Below are 20,895 nucleotides of genomic sequence, written 5' to 3'. Positions count from 1 at the left end.
TCATGGAGCCCAAGAAGGATGAGAACGGCAACCTCGTCTACGAGACCGTGTCCGTCGCCAAGGACGAGCTGGTGGCGGGCGCCCGCGCCTCCCTCACCAAGGACCAGGTGGTGGCCGAGCTCGAGAAGCGCAAGGACGCCGACGGGCTCTACGCCGACCTGCTCCTGGTGTGCAAGTTCGCCGAGAAGAGCGGCAACGAGCCGGACGAGGACTTCGACCCCTACACCGTCACCTACAAGGTGGTGGACGGCACGCTCGACGTCACCTCCAACCCCAACCTGGACGCCACGAGCACCGATGGCGTGACCGGCGCCACGGCTAAGGCCAACGCCGGCTTCGAGTTCGTCGGCTGGTTCGTCGAGACCATCGAGTACGTGCCCGATGCGAGCGGCGCCATCCAGGAGCAGAAGGTCGAGCAGAAGATCGACGGTGCGGGGCTCACGCTCTCCGCCTGGGAGGCCCAGGCCTTCCTGCAGAAGGACGACACCGGCCTCTACATCGACACCACCTTCATCGCCCGGTTCCAGAAGGCGGCCGTGAAGGAGGATCTGAGCAAGGAGTCCGTCAACGAGCCCGAGACCCTCGGCGACCGCGACCCCATCCTCATCGAGTACTGGGACACCCGCGCCATCAAGAACGCCGATGGCACCTACGAGGGCGCCTGGATCACCATCGACGAGCTCGATCGCCTGAACGCCCAGCCCGACCGCGAGCCCACCGTGGCCGTGGAGGGCTACTACAAGAACTCCAACAAGTTCCGCTACGTCACCCAGGTGCGCTGGACCTACTACGACCTGCCGGCTACCATGTCCGACGACGGCACCACGGCCTACAAGCTCGATGACGTGGCCCTGGTGGGCGTGGCCCGCTACCAGGACAACCGCGACTCCACCGGCGAGCTCTACGAGTACTGGACGGCCGACCGCGTGCCGGTGGACTTCGGCTACACCCATCGCCACGCTGAGACGACGCAGCTCGACTTCTACCAGGAGGGCGCCGACGGCGAGAAGGGCGGCCCCATCCTGACGCCGGCCGTGAAGCACTTCGAGAAGACGGTGGAGGGCCAGACGAAGAGCGTCCTGCAGACCAAGCAGGACAGCGGCAAGAACGTCAACTTCACGGTGTACCGCCGCACGCCCGTCATCCGCTTCCAGAACCAGGTGTTCCAGACCGAGGCCCAGGCCAAGGGCACGGGTGCCAAGAGCTGGAACGCCTCCCAGAAGACCGGCTACATCCCCGGCGAGAAGTTCTGGTACAAGGACACCCTGTGGAACGTGCCGCGCGGCACCAACTCCTACATGGACGTGGAAGGCGAGCTGTACAATCCCGTCTTCTACGAGCGCATTCCGCTTGACTACCTGAAGAAGGCCGACGGCTCCGCCGGCGAGATAGACGCCGACTACCTGGCCGCGCGCCTGCAGAACAACATCCGCTGGTACGACATCTACGGCAGCGACGTGAAGGACGCGCGCCTGAACGGAATGAAGCTCCAGGTCACCCGCGTAGCCGAGGAGGACGCGCCGGAGGTGGCCAAGGACTACGGCGGCATGATGAACTACAACAACGCGCCGATGGGCTACAGCACCCGCGACATGGGCGCCAAGCCGTTCAACGACCTGAACCCCACCACGGCCGGCGCGACCGAGGACACCCGCTTCGGCCTGTTCCGCATCGAGTGGGTGCCCGACCCCAACGCCTCCGAGCCCGGCTCGAAGGTGCCGGATAACCGCGAGGAGATATCGCCCGTCGATCTGGTGGAGCCGGGCAACGTGTGCGTGGAGGTGGGCGACACCATCGAGCTGTGGTTTGACGTGACCGCGGCCATCGACGGCCTGCCCCAGGTCTACGGCGACATGGCCAAGACGCAGTACTCCACCACCACCGGCAAGGAGCCCGCGTACTTCCCGCGCATCGGCGAGTACTGGCACTCCAACGGCAACACGGGCGGCTGGAATTCCAACACCGGCCGCGTCTACGTCAACCCGCTCTCCGGCGGCAGCTTCGGCGCGTCGCGTCCCGGCACGGGCGCGAGCTACGTGAACAACGCCGGCGTGCTCATGGACATGGACTCGCTGCTCCACGAGTCGGCCTTTACCGCCGATAAGCCCAAGAACACCGACCGCTGGGAGATGTGGGACGGCTCGCTCACCTTCATCCCCGGCGAGGCCACCAACCAGAACGTCGACCGCTACCTCAGCTACGATTGGAACAGCCAGCCCAACACCATGTACGGCCAGGACGGCTTCCGCGGCGTGTTCCTGGACACCGACGCTAAGACGCAGAACTTCGTGCAGTGGACGCGCTACACGCCCAAGCGTCCCTTCAGCGCGGCAAGCCAGGCGGCGCTGCACAAGAACGCGCTGCCCACCACCCGCTACCTGGTGAACGGGTACAGCTCGGGCTGGAACTCCACCGTGGCGCGCGTCAACGAGCGCTCGGACCGGTACCGCGACTACCGCTACAGCTACTGGCGCGACTACGACAACTTCGTGACCATCCGCCGCACGTGGGTGGGCAACACCGTGGACACCGACGATGAGGGCAACGCGACGGGCCTGCCCACGCAGTGGGGTTCCGAGACGCCGCTCATCTGGTCGCAGACGCGCCTGCACCTGCAGAAGGCGTGGCTGGCCACGTCGTCCCAGATGTATCCGACCAACGACTCGACGCCGGCCATCGGCGGCCTGTGGGCCACCACCGGCACCCATGAGACGCAGCGCCAGTACCTGAGCGGCCGCGACGCCACCGAGTGGTGGTACGAGAACACCAACAGCTACTACAACAACCTGTACAAGCACACCATCCGCGACCAGCGGGGCGTGCTGTGGAACCAGTACAACACCGCCATGCAGTACAACCAGGCCTACACCACGCGGCTCCAGGCGCTCAACTACGGCGACCGCAACCTCGACGCGGTGGAGTTCACCTACATATTCCCGCGCGGCACCGAGCCGCAGCTCAACGAGGACGGCAGCCTCAAGCTGGCCGCGTACACCCTGAACGGGTACAACCGCGGGCCGTCGTGGCTCGACAGCGACGCGCAGGTGCAGGAGAACTGGGCGCGCATCGGAGACGACCTGGTGGACGCCGAGATCATCCAGACGCCCTATGGCCCCTACCAGGGCTATGACGCGCCCTCCGACTCGCAGAACCCGGCCGACTACCGCAACGGCCTGGCGCGCCGCTCCGAGGACCTGTCAGTCGACCCGGCGCTTTCCAGCTACGAGGCCGTGAGCGGCGGCGACGCCACCCTGCACGGCGAGGACTACGTGGGCAGCTCGCAGCCGTGGGTGGTGCGCGTGACCGTGCGCAAGCCGCTCGGCAAGTGGTTCGGCCGCGACATCGACAACAACGCTGCCAACACCGCCGACCGCGACAGCTACAGCGGCACCCAGGGCTACAAGATGATCGTGGACATCCCGTCGCACATCTTCGCCACCAACACGTCGGGCTACTGGTACGACCGCGTGCTCACGCGCCCCGTGGACACCCGCGAGGTGACCGGATCCGACACGGCTACCGGCGAGCTGCCCTCCAAGTCGAGCGCCTACTACCAGCTGTTCGACATCGAGCACTACGAGGGCAAGGCCGCCTGGGAGCCCGACACCAACAAGGGCGATGGAGACACCAACAACAGCCAGCCCTTCGGCATGGACTACGTGTGGACGGCGCGCTATCGCAACAACGACAGCTCGTGGAACCTCCCCAGCACCTACGACCAGTCCTATGGCTCGCCCAACATGCCGTCGGTGAACGGGCGCGTGGTGCAGAACAACACCGTGCGCCTCACCCGCTTCGAGCAGAACGCCGACGGCACCTGGCGCGACACCGGCAAGGCCGTGCCGGCCGGCGTGAAGGTGACCGACACCACGGCTGGCGGCAGCTGGCACAACGCCTACAAGGACTACGGTGAGGAGGGCACGCCCACGCTGTATGCCCAGACGGGTACGCGCGCCCAGATGCGCAAGCCCGTGGTGCGCATGTGGAACACGCTGGGAACCAACGGCGTGACCGGCAACCTGTCCGAGTACTACGCGGAGCCCGAGGGCGCCGTGCGCCAGCTCAACGTCCACGTGGAGAACCGCTACTGGTGGGATCACACGGCCCAGAACGTCACCACCAAGAACTCGGGAGACTGGTACCACGAGGGCGGCTGGTGGGAGCGCCTGTACCACACCTACTCCGTCGACGGCGGCCAGCAGGGCGACCTCGTCATGCCCGTGGTGACCGTGGTGCTGCCCGAGAACATCGTGCCGCTGCGCGCCAACGGCGAGCCCTACAGCCGCCTCCCCGACGTGGAGCAGGGCTTCGCCGCCGGCGACTGGTCGGTGAACTACGCCCGCGAGGCGCGGGTGGGCAACACCGGCCAGCTGACCAACAACATGGACGCGCCGGGGGCCTGGCGCGACTTCAAGGCCACGGTGACCTACGAGAACGTGAAGGACGAGGGCACGCCCGCGGTGGGCAACGTGCCGGCCAAGCCGCCGGTAGATCAGTACCGCTTCGTCATCCGCTTCGAGGCCCGCGGCGACGTGGACACCTCCGCTGAGACGGCGGCCGACTTCGCCTACGGCTTCGACCCGGATCAGGTGGCCGTGGAGGGCGCCTGGAACGGCGGGCGCAACAGCAGCTACGCCGACGCGAGCGTCAAGCGCAACGTCGCGGCAGACCTTGACGTGGCCGCCACCCGCAAGGGCAACGGCGAGCAGCGCATCCGCGCCTACGACATGAACACCTTCAAGTTCAACATCATGACCACCGGCGCCAGCCGCTCCGACGCGGACGAGACCGCCTACCCCGAGACGTGGCGCAGCTACGAGAACATCCGCACCTACGTGTCGTCGAAGATGGACGGCTACCAGTTCCTGGCCGACTCCGACATAGCGGGCAACCCCTACCAGGTGGGCTCGCCCGTGCAGTACCGCCGCTGGGGCGGTGTGGGCGATGACACGCGCCTCGACGCCCGCCAGGCGCAGTACCGCACGTCCAAGCGCGACGGCTACAACTACTACTTCTGGGACACCACCGACTACACGGGCAATGCCAGCGGCAGCGCGTATCCCTACAACATCAGCTCGGTGGGCGTCATCCCCAAGAACGCTGTGAGCGATGGCAGCTACACCCGCGCCAACGAGCCGGCCACCAACTACCTGCCCGGCTTCGTCAAGCGCTACACCGAGAGCCAGAACGGCCTGGACAGCGTGACGCCGGCGGGCAACGCGGGCGTCATCGTGGAGGACTACCGCTTCCGCGAGAGCTATGCGCTGGACGCGCAGGCTACCTATCGCCTGAACGGCAACGACGCCGTGCGCAGCACCGAGGCCTTCAAGCGGAACAAGACCGGCGTGGCCGACTCCCGCGATGACCAGGGCCTCATGTCCGGCCTGAAGATCCGCTGCTCGTATCCCACCGTGAAGGCGGAGTACGAGGTGGCGCGCGGCACCGGCGACAACGGCGCCACGCCTTCGGCCATGGGCAACGGCGCCTACTGGGACCAGAGCCTCAAGTCGGGCGGCGGCCGCAACGACTTCTACTACTGGCTGGGCCGCGACGGCACCCGCCAGGCCAACACCATCCCCGACGCCAACGCCTTCCAGTACGGCGACACGCTGTGGTATCAGGCCAAGTTCTCCAACCTGAACAACGGCTACGCCCAGTCGGGCCGCCTCATGCACGCCAAGATCGTGTTCGCGCTGCACCTGCCCAAGCAGGTGACGTTCTACACCGATAAGATGCTGACCGACGATCCGGCCGTGGCGGCCAAGGACGCGGCCTACAAGTTGATCACCGACTACGAGGGCGACGACTACCAGTTCCTGGTGGAGTGGCACCACTGGGATCGTCATCAGAACGGGTTCGTGACCGAGCACCTCACGCCCAAGCAGCTGGTGGCCAACGGCTGGACGGTGAAGGTGGTCGACCAGCCCAACTACACGTCGAACAACTACGCTGCCACCCAGGGCGGCAGCGACTACGGCAAGCCCGACGCCGACCAGCCTGATGACCTGGCGCCCGACAACATCAAGTCCGCCTCGCACGACGAGGAGGTGGTCGTCTTCGAGCTGGCGCCGCCGGATGATGCCACCGATGAGGAGTTCGACAAGTACGACAGCCTGCTCCAGGCGCAGTGGGGCGGCGTGCATCCCGATGGCCACATGTTCATTGGCGACGCCATCACGCTCAAGGTGCGCACGCGCATCGACAACCTGGGCGACGCGGAGAGCGCGCTCACGGGCATGCACACGAGCTATGCCGACCAGCTCAAGGAGCTCCGCACGTGGAACGGCGGCAACTCCACCATGTACGCCACGGTGCACGACACCAACCTGCGCTGGCTCCAGCAGGCCAACGGCGGCCCGGGCTGGACGCACGTCTACGAGAACGACTGGACTGATCCCGACACCGGCGTCGTCACGCCGGCCGGCACCCAGGCCACCAAGCCCGTGACGCCTACCGCCACGGAGCCGGGCCAGAAGCCCTATGACTTCAACGAGCAGAAGATGAGTCGCTTCATTCGCTGGGGCCGCTACAACGGCTACGTGCGCCTCATCAACGACGAGGTGGCCAAGATCGACCCGGTGACGGGCGAGGAGATCCCCGCCAAGGACTACGACCGCGACGGCGACCTCACCGACAGCTACATCTACGACAAGTCGGGCTTCTTCAAGATCCTGAAGCCCAGCTCCAGCGTGCGCGGCGACACCTTCGTCCAGCGCGCGCTCATGACCGACCAGGACTTCGACATCAACCTGGCCGACGACTCGCACCAGGCCGGCGACAACGAGCTTCTGGTCACCCAGGCCGTCAACACCGGCTCGGCGGTGAACAGCTTCATCGTCGACTGGCAGGTGCCCTACTACGGCACCCTGAACGCGCTGTCCTACGACGCCCCGCTGGCTGACCCGAGCCAGCCGGTGGTGCGCACCTACCCCTACGTGAGCTACGTGCAGACCGGCGTGTGGGAGGTGCCCGGCGCGGAGTGGTCCATCAAGCAGGTGGTGGTGCCGAATACCGCAGCCGCGGCCTCGGCCAGCGCGCCTGCGAACGATGCGGGCATCGCCGCGTACTCCGCCGACCCGGCGTCTGATGCGCCGGTGGCCGACGAGCCCGTGGCCGACGAGCCCGTGGCACCGCAGTCCGATGAGGTCGCGCTGCCCGTTGCCGAGGGCGACGGAGGCGCGGCTGACGGCGACGGCGGGTCGACGCCGTCCGAGACGTACAGCATCAGCTACCGGACCGACGGCATCGACGGCAAGGTGAGCGTGACGAATGACTTCAACATCCCCCAGGGCACGACTGAGGGCATCCGCGGGTCGACGGCCACGCCGAACCTCCACTTCGAGGTCAAGGGCTGGACGGTCATGCGCACCGATGAGAACGGCAAGAGCTACGAGGAGGACATCGACGTGCCGGTGGCCGAGGACGGCACCTGCACCCTGACTCCCGAGATAGTGGCCGCCAACCTCAACATGACGGAGGTGACGGACGCCGACGGCAAGCCCACCGGTGAGATCCGGTACAGCCAGACCACGTTCACCGCTCACTTCAAGCAGAAGACCTACAACGTCTACTACCTGGCTGAGCCGCTCGACCCAGATGCGGACAAGAGTCCCCACGGCAGCGTGGAGACCCCCTATAACCTGGACATGCCGTACAAGGCCACCAACGGCATCTCCGGCTCCAAGGCCATCCCCGACACGGGCTACATCTTCGAGGGTTGGTACAAGCGCACCGAGTTCGAGCGCGAGGAGACGCTGCCCGACAACACGGTGGTCACGGTGACCGACTACCGCGACGACCGGATCGAGGTGGTCTACGACGATATCACGGGAACGGCTACCCTGACGCCCGACCTGGTGAAGGCGAACCTCAACGCGAGCGACGAAGCCGAATCCGCCGAGGCGGGCATGTTCTACAAGGACACCGTGTTCGTGGCCAAGTTCAAGGAGAAGCCCAAGTACGAGGACGTCTACGACCAGCCGCTCAACGAGCAGGCGCGGATAGAGAACAAGCTGCGCGTGTTCGTGCTCGCCCGCGTGGTGAACACGTCCACGAAGGACGCCGACAAGGCGAAGTCCGTCTTCGGCGAGCAGAACGGCCCCACGCCCAACGAGCGCGAGAACTATGCGCTGCCGGGCACCGACGCCGACCGCGACTACTTCTTCGGCGAGGACGACCGCGGCAGCGCCCAGTATCCTGACGGCAACACCGCTGACGGCCTGGATCCGAGCACCTGGGGTGGTTCCCAGGCGGGTACCTGGGTCATCCTGGGCGACCCGGCGGGCTATCCCGTGCGCGACAAGACCAACACGCGCATCGACACCACGCAGTACAGCAACGCGGGCGGCTACGACATCCGCCAGGTGCGCTGGGTGGTGAAGGCCGTGGAGGAAGATGACGCGGGCAACCCGGTCAAGACCGGCTGGGACGCCATCATCGACGACTCCATGGCGCAGCGCAACCCGGTGCCGCGCGGCTTCCGCCTGGACGTGGACGCCGTGCCCGACGTGACTGGCGCCGACGACGACGGCCTGAACGACTACAGCGACACCATCGGCAAGCAGGAGGCCGACTTCCTCGACCCGCAGCGCCTGAACGTGGGCTGGAAGTGGGAGAAGGACGCGGCCACCGGCAAGTACGTCATGACGAGCGACGGCAAGCGCAAGAAGCTCCAGACCAAGGCCCAGATGCCCCAGGGCCTCTACTCCAACGCGGCCGGCATCATGTGCCACACCTTCGTGCTGGAGGACTTCACGCTTTCCACCATGGGCCTGCGTACCGTGGCCGACGGCCCGCTCGCGCAGGACGGCGGGGCCGATGGCGGCGACGCGGGCGACGGCTCGGGCGACGGCGATGGCGGCACCACCCAGGTGTCGAAGGAAGCCCACCTGAACCACTTCGTGTCCACCGTGCTGCGCTACGACGACACGAAGTACGCCAACCCCGAGCGCGACCGCGTGGGCTTCTACCGCGTGGCCGAGTACCCCACGCTCAAGCTGGACATGGAGCAGGCCTACTACAACGGCAACGCGTCCGAGCGCTACGAGTGGGTGGTGGGCCGCCCGGCCATCGACCCGGCCGCATCGCTCATGATGCGCTACAAGATCACGCTCACCAACCTGAGCACCGCCCAGCTCAAGGCCCTCGGCGTGGTGGGCCAGCAGGGCGACTTCTGCTCGAACCCCGACCTGTCCATCGTGCTGCCCTTCATCGAGGGCTTCGGCGCGGCGGCCACCATGTCGGGCAAGTCGTTCCAGTACGTGCCCTATGCGGAGAGCCTCAAGACCGATGACTCGGGCAAGCCGCTGAGCCCGCTCAACATCGGCTACCACGATGTGGCGGAGACGCGCAAGGTGGACATCCTGGACGAGAACGGCGAACCGCTCAGGGACGAGAACGGCAACAAATACCAGGAGGTCGTCTACGACCGGTACGCCCAGAACCTGGACGGCAAGACGCCGCTGTGGACGTGGCACGTCGAGAAGCTCGACGACAGCTTCGTGTCCCAGGGCGTGGTGGAGAACCCCAACGTCACGCTGACCCAGCCCACCGTGGGCGGCAGCCTCACCACCGCCGACAAGCTGGGCTCGGTGAGCTCGGGCTACAACCGCAAGTTCATGAACTGGCGCTTCACGTCGGCGGCGGGCGGCAACATCCGCGGCACGCTCCAGCAGGGCGAGGCCGTCATCATCGAGATGATGATGCCCATCCGCGCGGACGCCAACTCCTCCATCAGCTCCGACCTCATGACCACCACCGGCTATGCCTACAAGTCGGGCAACTACAACCCCTATATCCCCACCCAGCAGGGCAACAACAAGACGGGCTTCATCCTTGACACCCGCGACGTGAACCTGGACAACAACACCAACGAGATGCTGCTCTCCCTGCAGCTGGAGGGTGCGGGCTTCGTGGCCAACACGGCCCAGGCCCAGTCGAAGTTCTCGTCGTCCGACCTGGGCACCCTCTACACCCAGGCCGTCAACGGCCCGGTCATGGTGGGCGAGGGCGGCAACTACGACTACCTGTCCCGCGCTGAGAACCTGGGCGCGAGCGATGCCATCGCCAAGCAGTACGTCCATGCCGTGCTCTTCGACGTGCTGCCCTACGAGGGCGACCCGAAGGTGCTCGACGGCGGCTTCGAGTACAACGAGGCCGGCGAGCCGGAGCGCGTGGCGGTGCCCCGCAAGTCCACCTGGCACGGCTGGGTGGAGGACCTGGATTCCGTGAAGGTGATGAGCTTCGACCCGCGCGACGCCGATCACCCCAACGGCCGCGAGCTGATCAGCGAGGGCCCGAGCCGCGAGGTGAGCGTGTGGGCCGGCCCCTATGAGGTGACCCGCGACGCCAAGGGCAACGTGACCCACGTGAAGGCCCTGGAGGCTGACGCGCTGCCGGCGCTTTGGAAGCAGCCGAGCCAGGCGCTCCAGCTCCAGGCCATCAACGAGATGCGCGAGGATCCGACTGGCATGCGCCTGCGCGAGGCGGGCCTCATGCCGCTCGAGGAGCTCAAGGCCTACGTGGAGGCGCATCCGGACGAGTCGCTCAACCTGCGCCACGCCCTGCGCGGCTTCTGGGTGCAGGCCGAGAAGGACAGCGTGTACCTGCCGCCCACCGGCTACATCTCGCTGGCCTACGACATGCATACGCCGCTGAACCTGCCCAAGTACCTGGGCTCGACCACCGGCGACGCGCTGTTCGACATGAACCTCGACATCACCGACCCCAACCTGAACCCGAACGGCGCTGCCCGCCTGGCCGAGGTGACCCAGTGGAACAGCTTCGCGCAGCGCGTCAACGTTACCGGCGCGGACGCCCTGGGCGACGCGTCGGCCCGCCTGGTGGAGAACCGCCAGGCTGGCGCCGTGGTGGCTGCGCCCGACGAGCGCGGCTACGTGGGCGACTACGTGTGGATCGACCTCAACTGGGACAAGTTCAAGAACGACACGAAGGACGGCGCGCCCGTCACCACCGATGCGCAGGGTCGCCCGACCACCTACCACAAGGGCCCGAACGGCCGCTATATGCTGGCGACCGACACCGAGTACGACGAGGCCACGGGCACGTGGAAGGGCGTCTACGAGGGCACCGACGAGGACGGCAACCCGGCCACGCTGCGCAGCGACGATATGCTGAAGGACCTGGACTTCGACGGCGAGACCAACGACCCCGGCGTCAACGGCGTGGTGGTGGAGCTGCTCAACGAGAACGGCTTCCCCGTCAACCGCGACGGCCAGGTTCCCCTGTGGCTCGAGGGCGCGGCGGGCGATGGCACCGGCCGCTGGATCCAGTGCGACCCGGTGACCGGCGAGCCTCTGCTCAACGCCGGTGGCGGCTACATCAACGCCGACGCGGGCGGCCCCTACACCTATACCACCGAGAGCGACTACTACGGCAACCAGGGCTACTGGATCATGTCGAACATCATTCCCGGCAAGTACAAGCTGCGCTTCACCTTCCCCAAGAAGTACTCCGGCTACACGCTGACCACCCTGGCCATCGGCCCGGACAAGGACGGCGACGGCGAGGCTGACTACGTGATGGACATCGAGCACCGCGCCGACGACCCGGACACCCCGGACGTGGACGAGACGGCGCTCGTGGCCACCACGGCCGAGGCGTTCGAGATTCGCCCGGTGGCCTACGACAAGGACTACTTCCTCGATCCGGCCAACACCGACGTGTTCGAGAACCCGGAGCGCATCCACCGCGCCTACGACGCCGAGATGACCAGCTACCAGGTGGGCATCAGCGCGCCCGTCACCGTGGAGGGCGTCACCTTCCGCGACGACATGTACGACGGCGGCATCCCCATGGACGACCCGGAGGACCCGAGCGACGACAGCATCGACCTCATCGACGGCTACCTCGACCGCCAGAAGGACCAGAACGACCCCGACTCGGCGCTCCAGTACCAGAAGGAGCAGCGCCTGGCCAACATGCAGGTGTCGCTCTACGAGTACGACCCAGAGACCGGCGAGGTGTCCAACGAGGTGGCGCTCGACGCCGAGGATAAGCCGGCCACGTTGCTGACCGGCGAGGACGGCACGTTCAGCTTCAACATGAAGCCGGATCGCTACTACCTGCTGCGCTCCGAGGACGCCCTGGGCACGCGCCTCATCAAGCCGACACCCTACCTCTACACCAAAGACCCGCTGGAGGCGCCCGAGCACAACAGCCTGCTCGACTTCATCGTGGCCCACTGGGCCGACCTGGGGCTGACCGCCGCGCCCACGCATCTGAGCGACCTGACGGACGCCCAGCTTGCCGCGGCCGAGGCCAAGTACAAGACCGACCCGTGCGGCATCTGGGACAACGACCTGTACCTGAAGACCTACGTGGTGCCCAACCCCGACTTTGACGACCGCTACCCCGAGTCCGAGAGCAACAGCCGCACCAAGAAGGCGGTCAAGGGCGAGTGCTATCCCATCTTCGCCGCCATTCCCACCGACGAGGACGGCCACGCCATCTACGAGGACAACGAGGAGTGGAAGGGCTTCAAGGTTTACCGCAAGTTCGGCCTGGGCTACGTGGACGCCACCAAGGGCTACCTGGGCAACTACGTGTGGAACGACCTCAACTACAACGGCGTGCAGGACCTGCTGGAGCCCGGCGTGCCCAACGTGCGGGTGACGCTTGAGCAGTACTGGTGGAACCCGGACGCCATCGCCAAGGGCAAGGGCGCCTGGCAGCTGGTGGAGCGCACGCGTAAGTTCAACAAGCAGACGCAGGAGTGGGAGTGGGCTCCCAAGGAGCATTCCACCCGCGTGACCAACAACGCCGGCCAGTACGTGTTCGCCGGCCTGCCCACCTACGTGCCCGACCCGCTTGACGACGACCTGGACAAGATGGACGAGGACAAGGTCAAGTACCTGGCCGGCTACCGTCTGCGCATCGACCGCAAGAACCTGCTGACCCTGGGCACCAACTGGGGCTTCACCTTCCGCAACACCACGAACACCACCGACGACCCGGCCGACGAGCAGGATTCCGACCTCAAGACCACCGTCATGAACGGCCCGCTGGACGGCGCCACCAAGGACCCGACGAGCGGGGCCATCGTCACCGTGCCGGTGTACTATCTCAACGCCCCCACCGACGGGCTGCGCCCCGACGTGGAGATGGGCCTGGGTACCGACTCGATGATCGTGCTGGCCGGCGCGCCCACCGAGGAGACCCTGCTGGAGAACACGGTGACGGTGCGTCCGTCCGCCGGCATCTCCTACACCTACGACTTCACCAACGCCCAGCGCTTCGAGAACTGGGACGCCGGCCTGGTGGCCGTGCCCGAGGGCGCCATCTCCGGCGTGCTGTGGGAGGACGCCGACTACGACGGCATTCGCAAGATCGACGAGAACCCGACCGACCCGACCGACCCCGACGCGGGGGCGACCGACCCCGACGCGACTGACCCCGACGCGGGCGACGGCGACGGCGGCGACGGTGACGGCGGCGACGAGCCCGTCGACCCGGACAACCCGGGCGCGGTGGAGAAGCCGGAGATCCCCGAGGTCGAGAAGCACGACAAGCCCATGCCGGGCGAGAAGGTGGTGCTGACCCAGTGGTACTGGGATCCGGCGGCCGTCAACGACGCCGGCGGCGTGGGGGCCTGGAAGCAGAACCTCACCTTCGGATCTGACCTGCGCACCTCGCACGTGGTGGGCAGCGTCCCCGTGACCATCAACAACCCGGACTACCCGGGCACGGGCAGCGAGACCACCCCGCCGGAGGAGAAGATCACCGTCGACTTCGAGATGCGTGTGCCCAACGTCACGGGCGGCGTGTCCAAGGACGTGGTGAACTGGAAGTACGGCCTGGATGGCACGGTGGATACGGACAAGGTGGGCGCCCTGCTCGAGGCCGCCCTGAACCAGTCTGCCTGGGATAGCCTGGTGGACGGCTCCTTCGACGCCGACGAGTGGGGCAAGCTCGGCGACGGCGAGGTGGGCGTCTACACCGACGAGAACGGCGAGTACCTCTTCGACAACCTGCCGACCGCCTACACCGATGCCGAGGGCGCGCACTATCTGGCGTCCTACCGCGTGAAGCTCTACGAGACCCACGTGGACTATGACGGCACCGGCCCCGGCGGCACCGGCAACCCGGACGACGACAACTACTGGCTGCTCACCAAGTCCCACATCGGCGAGGATCTGACCATCGACTCCGACGTGCTGTCCTCGGCCACCCTGGCCATCGAGGACCGCGACGCCGTGGACGCGACCGACCGCGACCGCTACACCCGCGTGAACGACGGCCAGGTCATCCTGGCGGCGCCGGTGGCCACGCCCGACGGCAGCCACGAGAGCCATGTGCGCGTGCCGGCCAGCCAGCTGACCGAGGGCGCGCCGGCGGCCTACGACTGGCTGACCATCCGCAAGGACGGCGACGACGTGGAGATCCGCGAGGTGGAGGCCGACGACGGCACCACGTCCCAGCTGATCGTGTTCCGCGGCGGCGACGCCGGCCAGCTGCCCGCGCCGCGCCGCGACATCTCCGGCGTGGTGTGGAACGACGTCAACTCCAACGGCATCCAGGACGCCGGCGAGCCGGGCTATGCCAGCACGCTCATCCAGATCGAGCTGCTGCGCTTCGTGCCCGATGCTGACGCGCCCGACGGCTGGAGCCCCGATCCCAGCTGGACCCCGCGCCTGGAGTACCCGGGCAAGGGCGGCTGGTTCTGCTTCGAGGACCTGCCCTCCCAGCGTCGCGAGGCCGACGGCTCCACCACCATCTTCGCCTACCGCGCGTGGGTGAAGGCGGCGCCTGATGTGCGCTACACCCTGTTCATCGCCAAGTACCAGCAGGGCGACGACTACACGGTGGACTCCGACCTGCGCTACGACGACTCCTACCTCATGAACCTGACGGTGGACGAGTACGACGTGCTGCTGGACAAGCGCGTGCCCGAGTCCTTCGCCGACAACGTGGTGAAGGCCGCCCCGTCCAACAACCCCAACCAGGGCGACGGCCCGGCCGTGGCCACGGCCAACGCCCTCGGCCGCGTGATGCGCCTGGCGCGCGCGGCGAGCCCCCTCACCTACAACTACGACCTGGCCATGTCCTCCAGCCGCGATTCCAACGACGGCGGCGTGGAGATTCCGCCGTCGGCCGACATCGCCGGCTACGTGTGGAACGACCAGGACTACGACGGCCTGATCGACGAGGACGAGGAGCGTTTCGAGAACAAGACCATCACCCTGCACCGCTGGTACTACGACCCGGCCGACGGGCAGTGGAAGAAGCCCGGCGCCGACGCCGGCTTCGATGCGGTGCGCACCATGCAGACCGACGCGGACGGCCACTTCCTGTTCGAGAACATGCCCGTGTCCATGCGCGTCGACGACACCGAGCGCTGGTATTTGCAGGGCTACACGCTGGAGATCGACGGCCGCGAGAACGAGCCTACGGGCGTGGGCGGCCGCCCGGTCACCCTGTGGCAGCAGATCAACGACCCGGACAACCCGGGCGATGATGAGAAGGTCAACTCCAAGGCGGTGCGCCCGGTGAACGTCCCGGCGTCCGACAAGGCCCTCTACGACCTGGAGAACAACTATCCCATCACCTACAACCTGGCCGTGGACGCCGGGGCGCCGGTGGTGGACGGCCGCCTGGTGCTGTGCAACCCGGCGGTGGAGGGCAGCGGCACCGAGGAGGAGTACATCGTCCGCGGCTACGACATCACCAGCCCGGCCGACCGCATCCACATGAACGCCGGCTTCGGCAACTTCCAGACCACCACCCTGCGGGGCGTGGTGTGGAACGACGTCAACTACAACGGCATCCGCGAGTACGCGGCCGACCGCTTGGGCGACGACCCGATCGACGCCGACGACGTGGTCATCGGCGAGGCCGGCCTGGCGGGCATCGAGATGCGCCTGACCCGCTGGCTGCTCATCGACGGGAAATGGACGCCGGACGGCAACTTCGCGACCGATTTCGCGAAGGAGATCGCGAACAGCACGGGCACCGACGCCGAGATGTACGCCAACGGCGCCGACCCGAACGACCCGGCCGTGTACGCGCGGACGGGCGCCGACGGCGTGTACGAGTTCAACGAGCTGCCCGGCTTCGTGCCCAAGGGCACCGGCAAGGACAAGGACGAGTTCTACCTGGCGGCCTACCACATGGAGGTCGTGCGCGACAACGTCACGTCCTCGAGCGTGGTCACGCGCTTCCACGTGGAGGATGCCACCATCCGCACCGACTCCGACCTGGCTACCGACATCGACGACGTGACGGCTGACACTTCGAGCAACTACCACCTGTTCGAGACGTACCCCATCGTGCTGCCCGACGGCACCGAGAACGGCCAGCGCAGCGAGGGCCTCATCATCGTGGCCAAGCCGCGCAGCGACCAGCGCGCCTCGCAGTACAAGGTAGTGGCCAACGGCGGCGAGTACGATCCGCTCGACCCGATGGTGGACTACCGCGGCGGCGACGCCGGCTTCAAGGTGCCCTCGCCGGTGGAGATTGCCGGCACGGTGTGGGTGGACGCGGACGGCGACGGCATCCGCAACTACCAGACGGCCGAGGACGGCACGCCCGAGGCGGACGAGGACGGCAACCCGCTCTACGCCGAGCGCGGCCTGCCCGGCCAGAAGGTGGAGCTGCGCCGCTACTGGTACGACGTGAAGACGCGCACGTGGATCTTCGACGAGCGCCTGAACCCGGCTAACGGCGGCGTGGCCGAGACCACCACCGACGCGGAGGGCAACTGGATCTTCGAGAAGCTCCCGGCCTTCGAGGTGCTCACCGAGGACAGCGGGCTTTTGCCTGCCGACGAGGAGTCGCGTCCCGTGGTGTTCGGCTACCGCGTGAACATCCCGTCGGTTCCCGACGAGTACGCGGTGACCGACCCGAACGTCGGCGACGCCACGGTGGACTCCGACCTGGACGAGACCACCACGCGCATCCTGCCCGACGACCCGCAGAACGGCCTGTTCGTTCCCATGCAGGAGGCCGAGGCCGACGAGGACATGGCCACGCTCATCGCCGGTCCTGCGGAGAGCACGTGGGAGAACCCCGACCACGTTGGCCTGTGGTCTCAGGCCAACGTTGAGAGCAGCTACCACAACGACGCCGGCCTGGTGCCCTACGCGGGCGCGGTCATCGCCGGCATGGTGTGGAACGACAACAACCTGGACGGCATCCAGGACGCCTCCGAGGAGCCGCTGCCGCTGGGCACGGTGTACCTGGAGCGGATGCTGGTGCCGGAGGCGGAGGCTCCCGTCGATCCTGACGTGCTGGCCCTGCAGGGCTGGACGCTGACGGACGGCGCGGCCGGCTCGAACCTGGACGGCGTGACCGGCGAGCCGCTGGTGAAGGCCGATCGCATACCGCCGAAGACCCGCGCGGCCGCTACGCGTGCTGGCCTGGCCGCGCCGCTGGATGTGCTGGCGGATGCCGTGGCGCCGGCGGATGGCGTCGACCCCGATGCGGGCGCGCCCGACGCGGGTGCGCCTGACGCGGGCGATCCCGATGCGGGCAACCCGGATGCGGGCGCGGACGGCGATGGCTCGGGCGACGGTGCCGGCGACGGCGACGGCTCGGGCGACGGCGATGCGACCGTGCCGGATGAGGGCGATGGCAGCGAGTGGGTCACCATCTCCCAGCGCAAGATCGGCGCGGACGGCCGCTATGCGTTCGCCGGCCTTGACCTGGTGAACGACGAGGGCAAGTCCTATCGCTACCGCCTGCGCTACGAGAAGCCGGACGGCACGTTCTACGCGCCGCTCGACATGGGCGACAACGACGACGTGGACAACGACTGGTTCCCCGTGGTGGAGCCTGAGAACCCGACGGTCGACCTGTCGCCCCTCATGGGCACCACGCAGGCCTACGAGGTGGTGAAGCCGCTGTTCGGCAACACGGTGAACGCCTACGGCCAGCTGTGGCAGGCCCACCGTCCCATCAACCATCAGGACGAGGAGGACGAGGACGGCAACCCCACGGGCAGCTCCGTCGACTTCGGCTTCACCTACCCGCCGACCGTCAAGATTGCCGGCACGGTGTGGGAGGACGCCGACCACGACGACCTGCGCAACTACGAGCTGAAGGAGGTGGCGCCTGAGGAGGGTGCCCCCGAGGACGTGGAGCCGCGCTACGAGCGTGACTACACCGAGGACGGCATCGAGGACGTCTACGTCGAGCTGCGCCGCTACTACTTCCTCCCCGAGGAGTTCACGGCCTTCGATCCCGACGAGCTGGACAAGCCGGAGGGCCCGGATGCCCCCGACGCGGGCGATAAGCCCGAGGTGCCGGGCGTGGGCGACGGCACGGGCGACCCGGATGCGGATGGCCCGGATGCGGGTGGCCCGGATGCTGGCGGCGACGCGGGCGATCCCGATGCGACCGATCCCGATGCGGGTGACCCTGACGCGACCGACCCTGACGCGGGTGACCCGGATGCCGGCCCTGATGCGACCGACCCCGACGCCGGGACGACGGGCCCCGAGGTGACCGATCCCATCGATCCCATCGTGTCCGAGGGCGATCCCGTCCTGGTGGCCCTGGCCTTCTTCCAGGAGCCGCTCATGGGCGCCGCTGCGGACGCTGTGGCGGGTACGGTTGACGGCGAGGCGCTCGAGCCCGAGCCGGAGCCCGATACCGATCCGAACTACGACCGCTACGACCTCGGCAAGGGCCAGTGGGTCTACGACGAGGCCTTCAACGTGACCGGTCCTCTGGACGGCGTGCCCTGCACGTGGTCTGACGAGGACGGCTACTGGGAGTTTGACGGCCTGCCCACCACCGGCGTGGTGACCATCGACGGCGAGCAGCACCGCGTGGTCTACGGCTACCGCGTCAACGTGCCGGTGCTGCCCGAGGACTACGAGGTGGCCGCGCTACGCGTCGGCGACGACCGCACGGTGGACTCGAGCCTGGACGAGGCCAACACGCGCCTCGTGCCCGACCTGGCCGACGGCGGCGCCTTCGGCCTGGTGGTTCCCGCCAAGGGCTCCGACGGTACCGAGGACAAGCTGTCGCTGGTGAAGGACGGCCCCGGCGGCGTGCCCCGCTCGCTGGCCGTGGGCCATGACAGCCTGGAGAACGACAGCGGCCTCGTTCCCTACCAGAACGCCGTCATCAGCGGCGTGGCGTGGAACGACGCCGACGAGGACGGCCTGCGCCAGGAGGGTGACGAGATTCTGCCCGGCATGACCGTCCGCCTGGAGCGCAAGCTGGTGGATGACGAGCCGGCCGACGTTCCCGCTGGTCGCGGCCAGTACCTGACCGACGGTGCGGCGGGCAGCGACCTCACCACGCCGGGCGACCCGCTCGAGAAGGCGGAGCGCGGCCAGGTGCGGGTGCCGGTCAAGGGCTACGGCGAGGAGGAGCCCGACGAGCCGACCGGCCCGGTGGATCCGGACGATCCCGGCGTGCCGGGCGAGCCGGACGACCCGGAGGGGCCGACCGACCCGGATAACCCGGACGCCCCCGGCCCCGGCGGCGATCCGGACGACCCGAGCAAGCCGACCGACCCGGACGCCCCCGGCATCGACACGCCCGACCCGGACGACCCGCTGGCCGACCTGGGCGCGCTCGACCCGGCGGATGCCGCCCTCGTGGTGGCGGATGCCGACCCGGCTGCGGCTGCCCTGGCCCTGGCCGAGCTGAACGTCGGCGACGCGGCGGCCATCATGGCGCTGCTTGACCCGGCCGACGCTGCGGCCGTGGCTGACGTCATGGACGTCGCGCTGGCCGCGGGCGTCATGTTCTCCCTCGATCCGTCCGTGGCTGCGGCCATGGTGGATGCCATGACCCCGGCTCCGGCCGCCGAGGCCCTGGCCGCCGTCGACCGCCCGGTGGCGGCCGCCGTGCTGGCCCAGGTGGACGCGGCTCAGGTGGCGTTGGTGCTGGCCGCCATGGATCCGCAGGTGGCCGACGAGATCGTGGCGCTGCTCAATCCGGAGGTCGAGGCGCCGGCTCTGGCCTCCCTGGCTGCTGGCGAGGCTGCGCATTCCGTGGCCGACCGCGTGACGCGCACCTTCTCCGCCGTGGCCGCCACCGCCGCCTCGGCGATGCAGGCGGCTGCCGACGGTGCTGCCTCGGCAGATGTCGCGGGTGACGCCATCGAGGGCGCGGGCGACAAGGGCGATGCTGGCGACAAGGACGAGCCCGCCAAGCCGTCCAAGCCTGCCGCGAAGCCCGACAAGCCCTACGAGACCTACGGGCTGAGCAGCAAGGACGCGGCTAACGCGGTGGTGCCCAAGAAGAACGAGTGGGCGCAGGTGGCCTCGAAGCAGACCGACGAGGAGGGCTTCTACAGCTTCAACAACCTGCCCCTGGAGGATGAGTACGGCCGTGCCTACGTCTACCGCGTGGTGATGGACAAGCCGGCCGAGGCCAAGTACGTGCCGGTGAACGTCGGCGGAGACGACAACGTCGACAACGACTGGGGTCCGGAGAAGGAGGGCGACGTCAAGGGCGTCACCAACCCGCTCAAGGTCTCCGTCCTGCGCGAGGTGGCCAAGTCCGCCAACCCGACGCCGGCTGATGCCGCCACTCAGGCCGACGCCATCGAGGGCGGGGCCGCGAGCCGTGCGGCCGCCGGGACGACCGGGGGCACGGCGGCTGGCGGATCGGCCTCGGCGAGCCACGTGAACGCCTACGGCCAGACGTGGCGCATGCACGAGCCCGAGAACTGGACGAGCGAGGAGCAGCGCTCCGTCGACCTCGGCCTCGCCTACGAGGACGAGGGCGGGCGCGACCCCCTGCACCCGTGGCGCCTGGCCCTGCCCAAGACGGGCGACGGGCTGATGCTGCTGGTAGCAGCGGCCACGGCGCTGCTCGCCTTGTGCCTGGCCCTGCTGGCGCGTCGCCGCCGCAAGGCCGCCGACCAGCAAGACTAACCCGAGGGGCCGCCTGAGAAAGCGGCCCCTCCCTTTCCCG

The 20,895-nt window shown here is 68.0% G+C and carries 1 protein-coding gene (cut by a window edge); it reads left to right on the top strand.

What is annotated here, in order from left to right:
- On the top strand, window positions 1-20,855 hold the 3' portion of the coding sequence (locus tag AC6I0Y_RS11105) for an InlB B-repeat-containing protein (RefSeq protein WP_497731956.1). It extends 15,748 nt beyond the left edge of the window; the window shows 20,855 of its 36,603 coding nt (coding positions 15,749-36,603); its start codon lies off the left edge, out of view; it ends in the stop codon at window positions 20,853-20,855.
- Window positions 20,856-20,895: the final 40 nt, after the last annotated feature.

This window comes from Adlercreutzia sp. St.1H8, from assembly GCF_059728655.1.
This window is presented reverse-complemented; position numbering and strand designations above follow the sequence as displayed.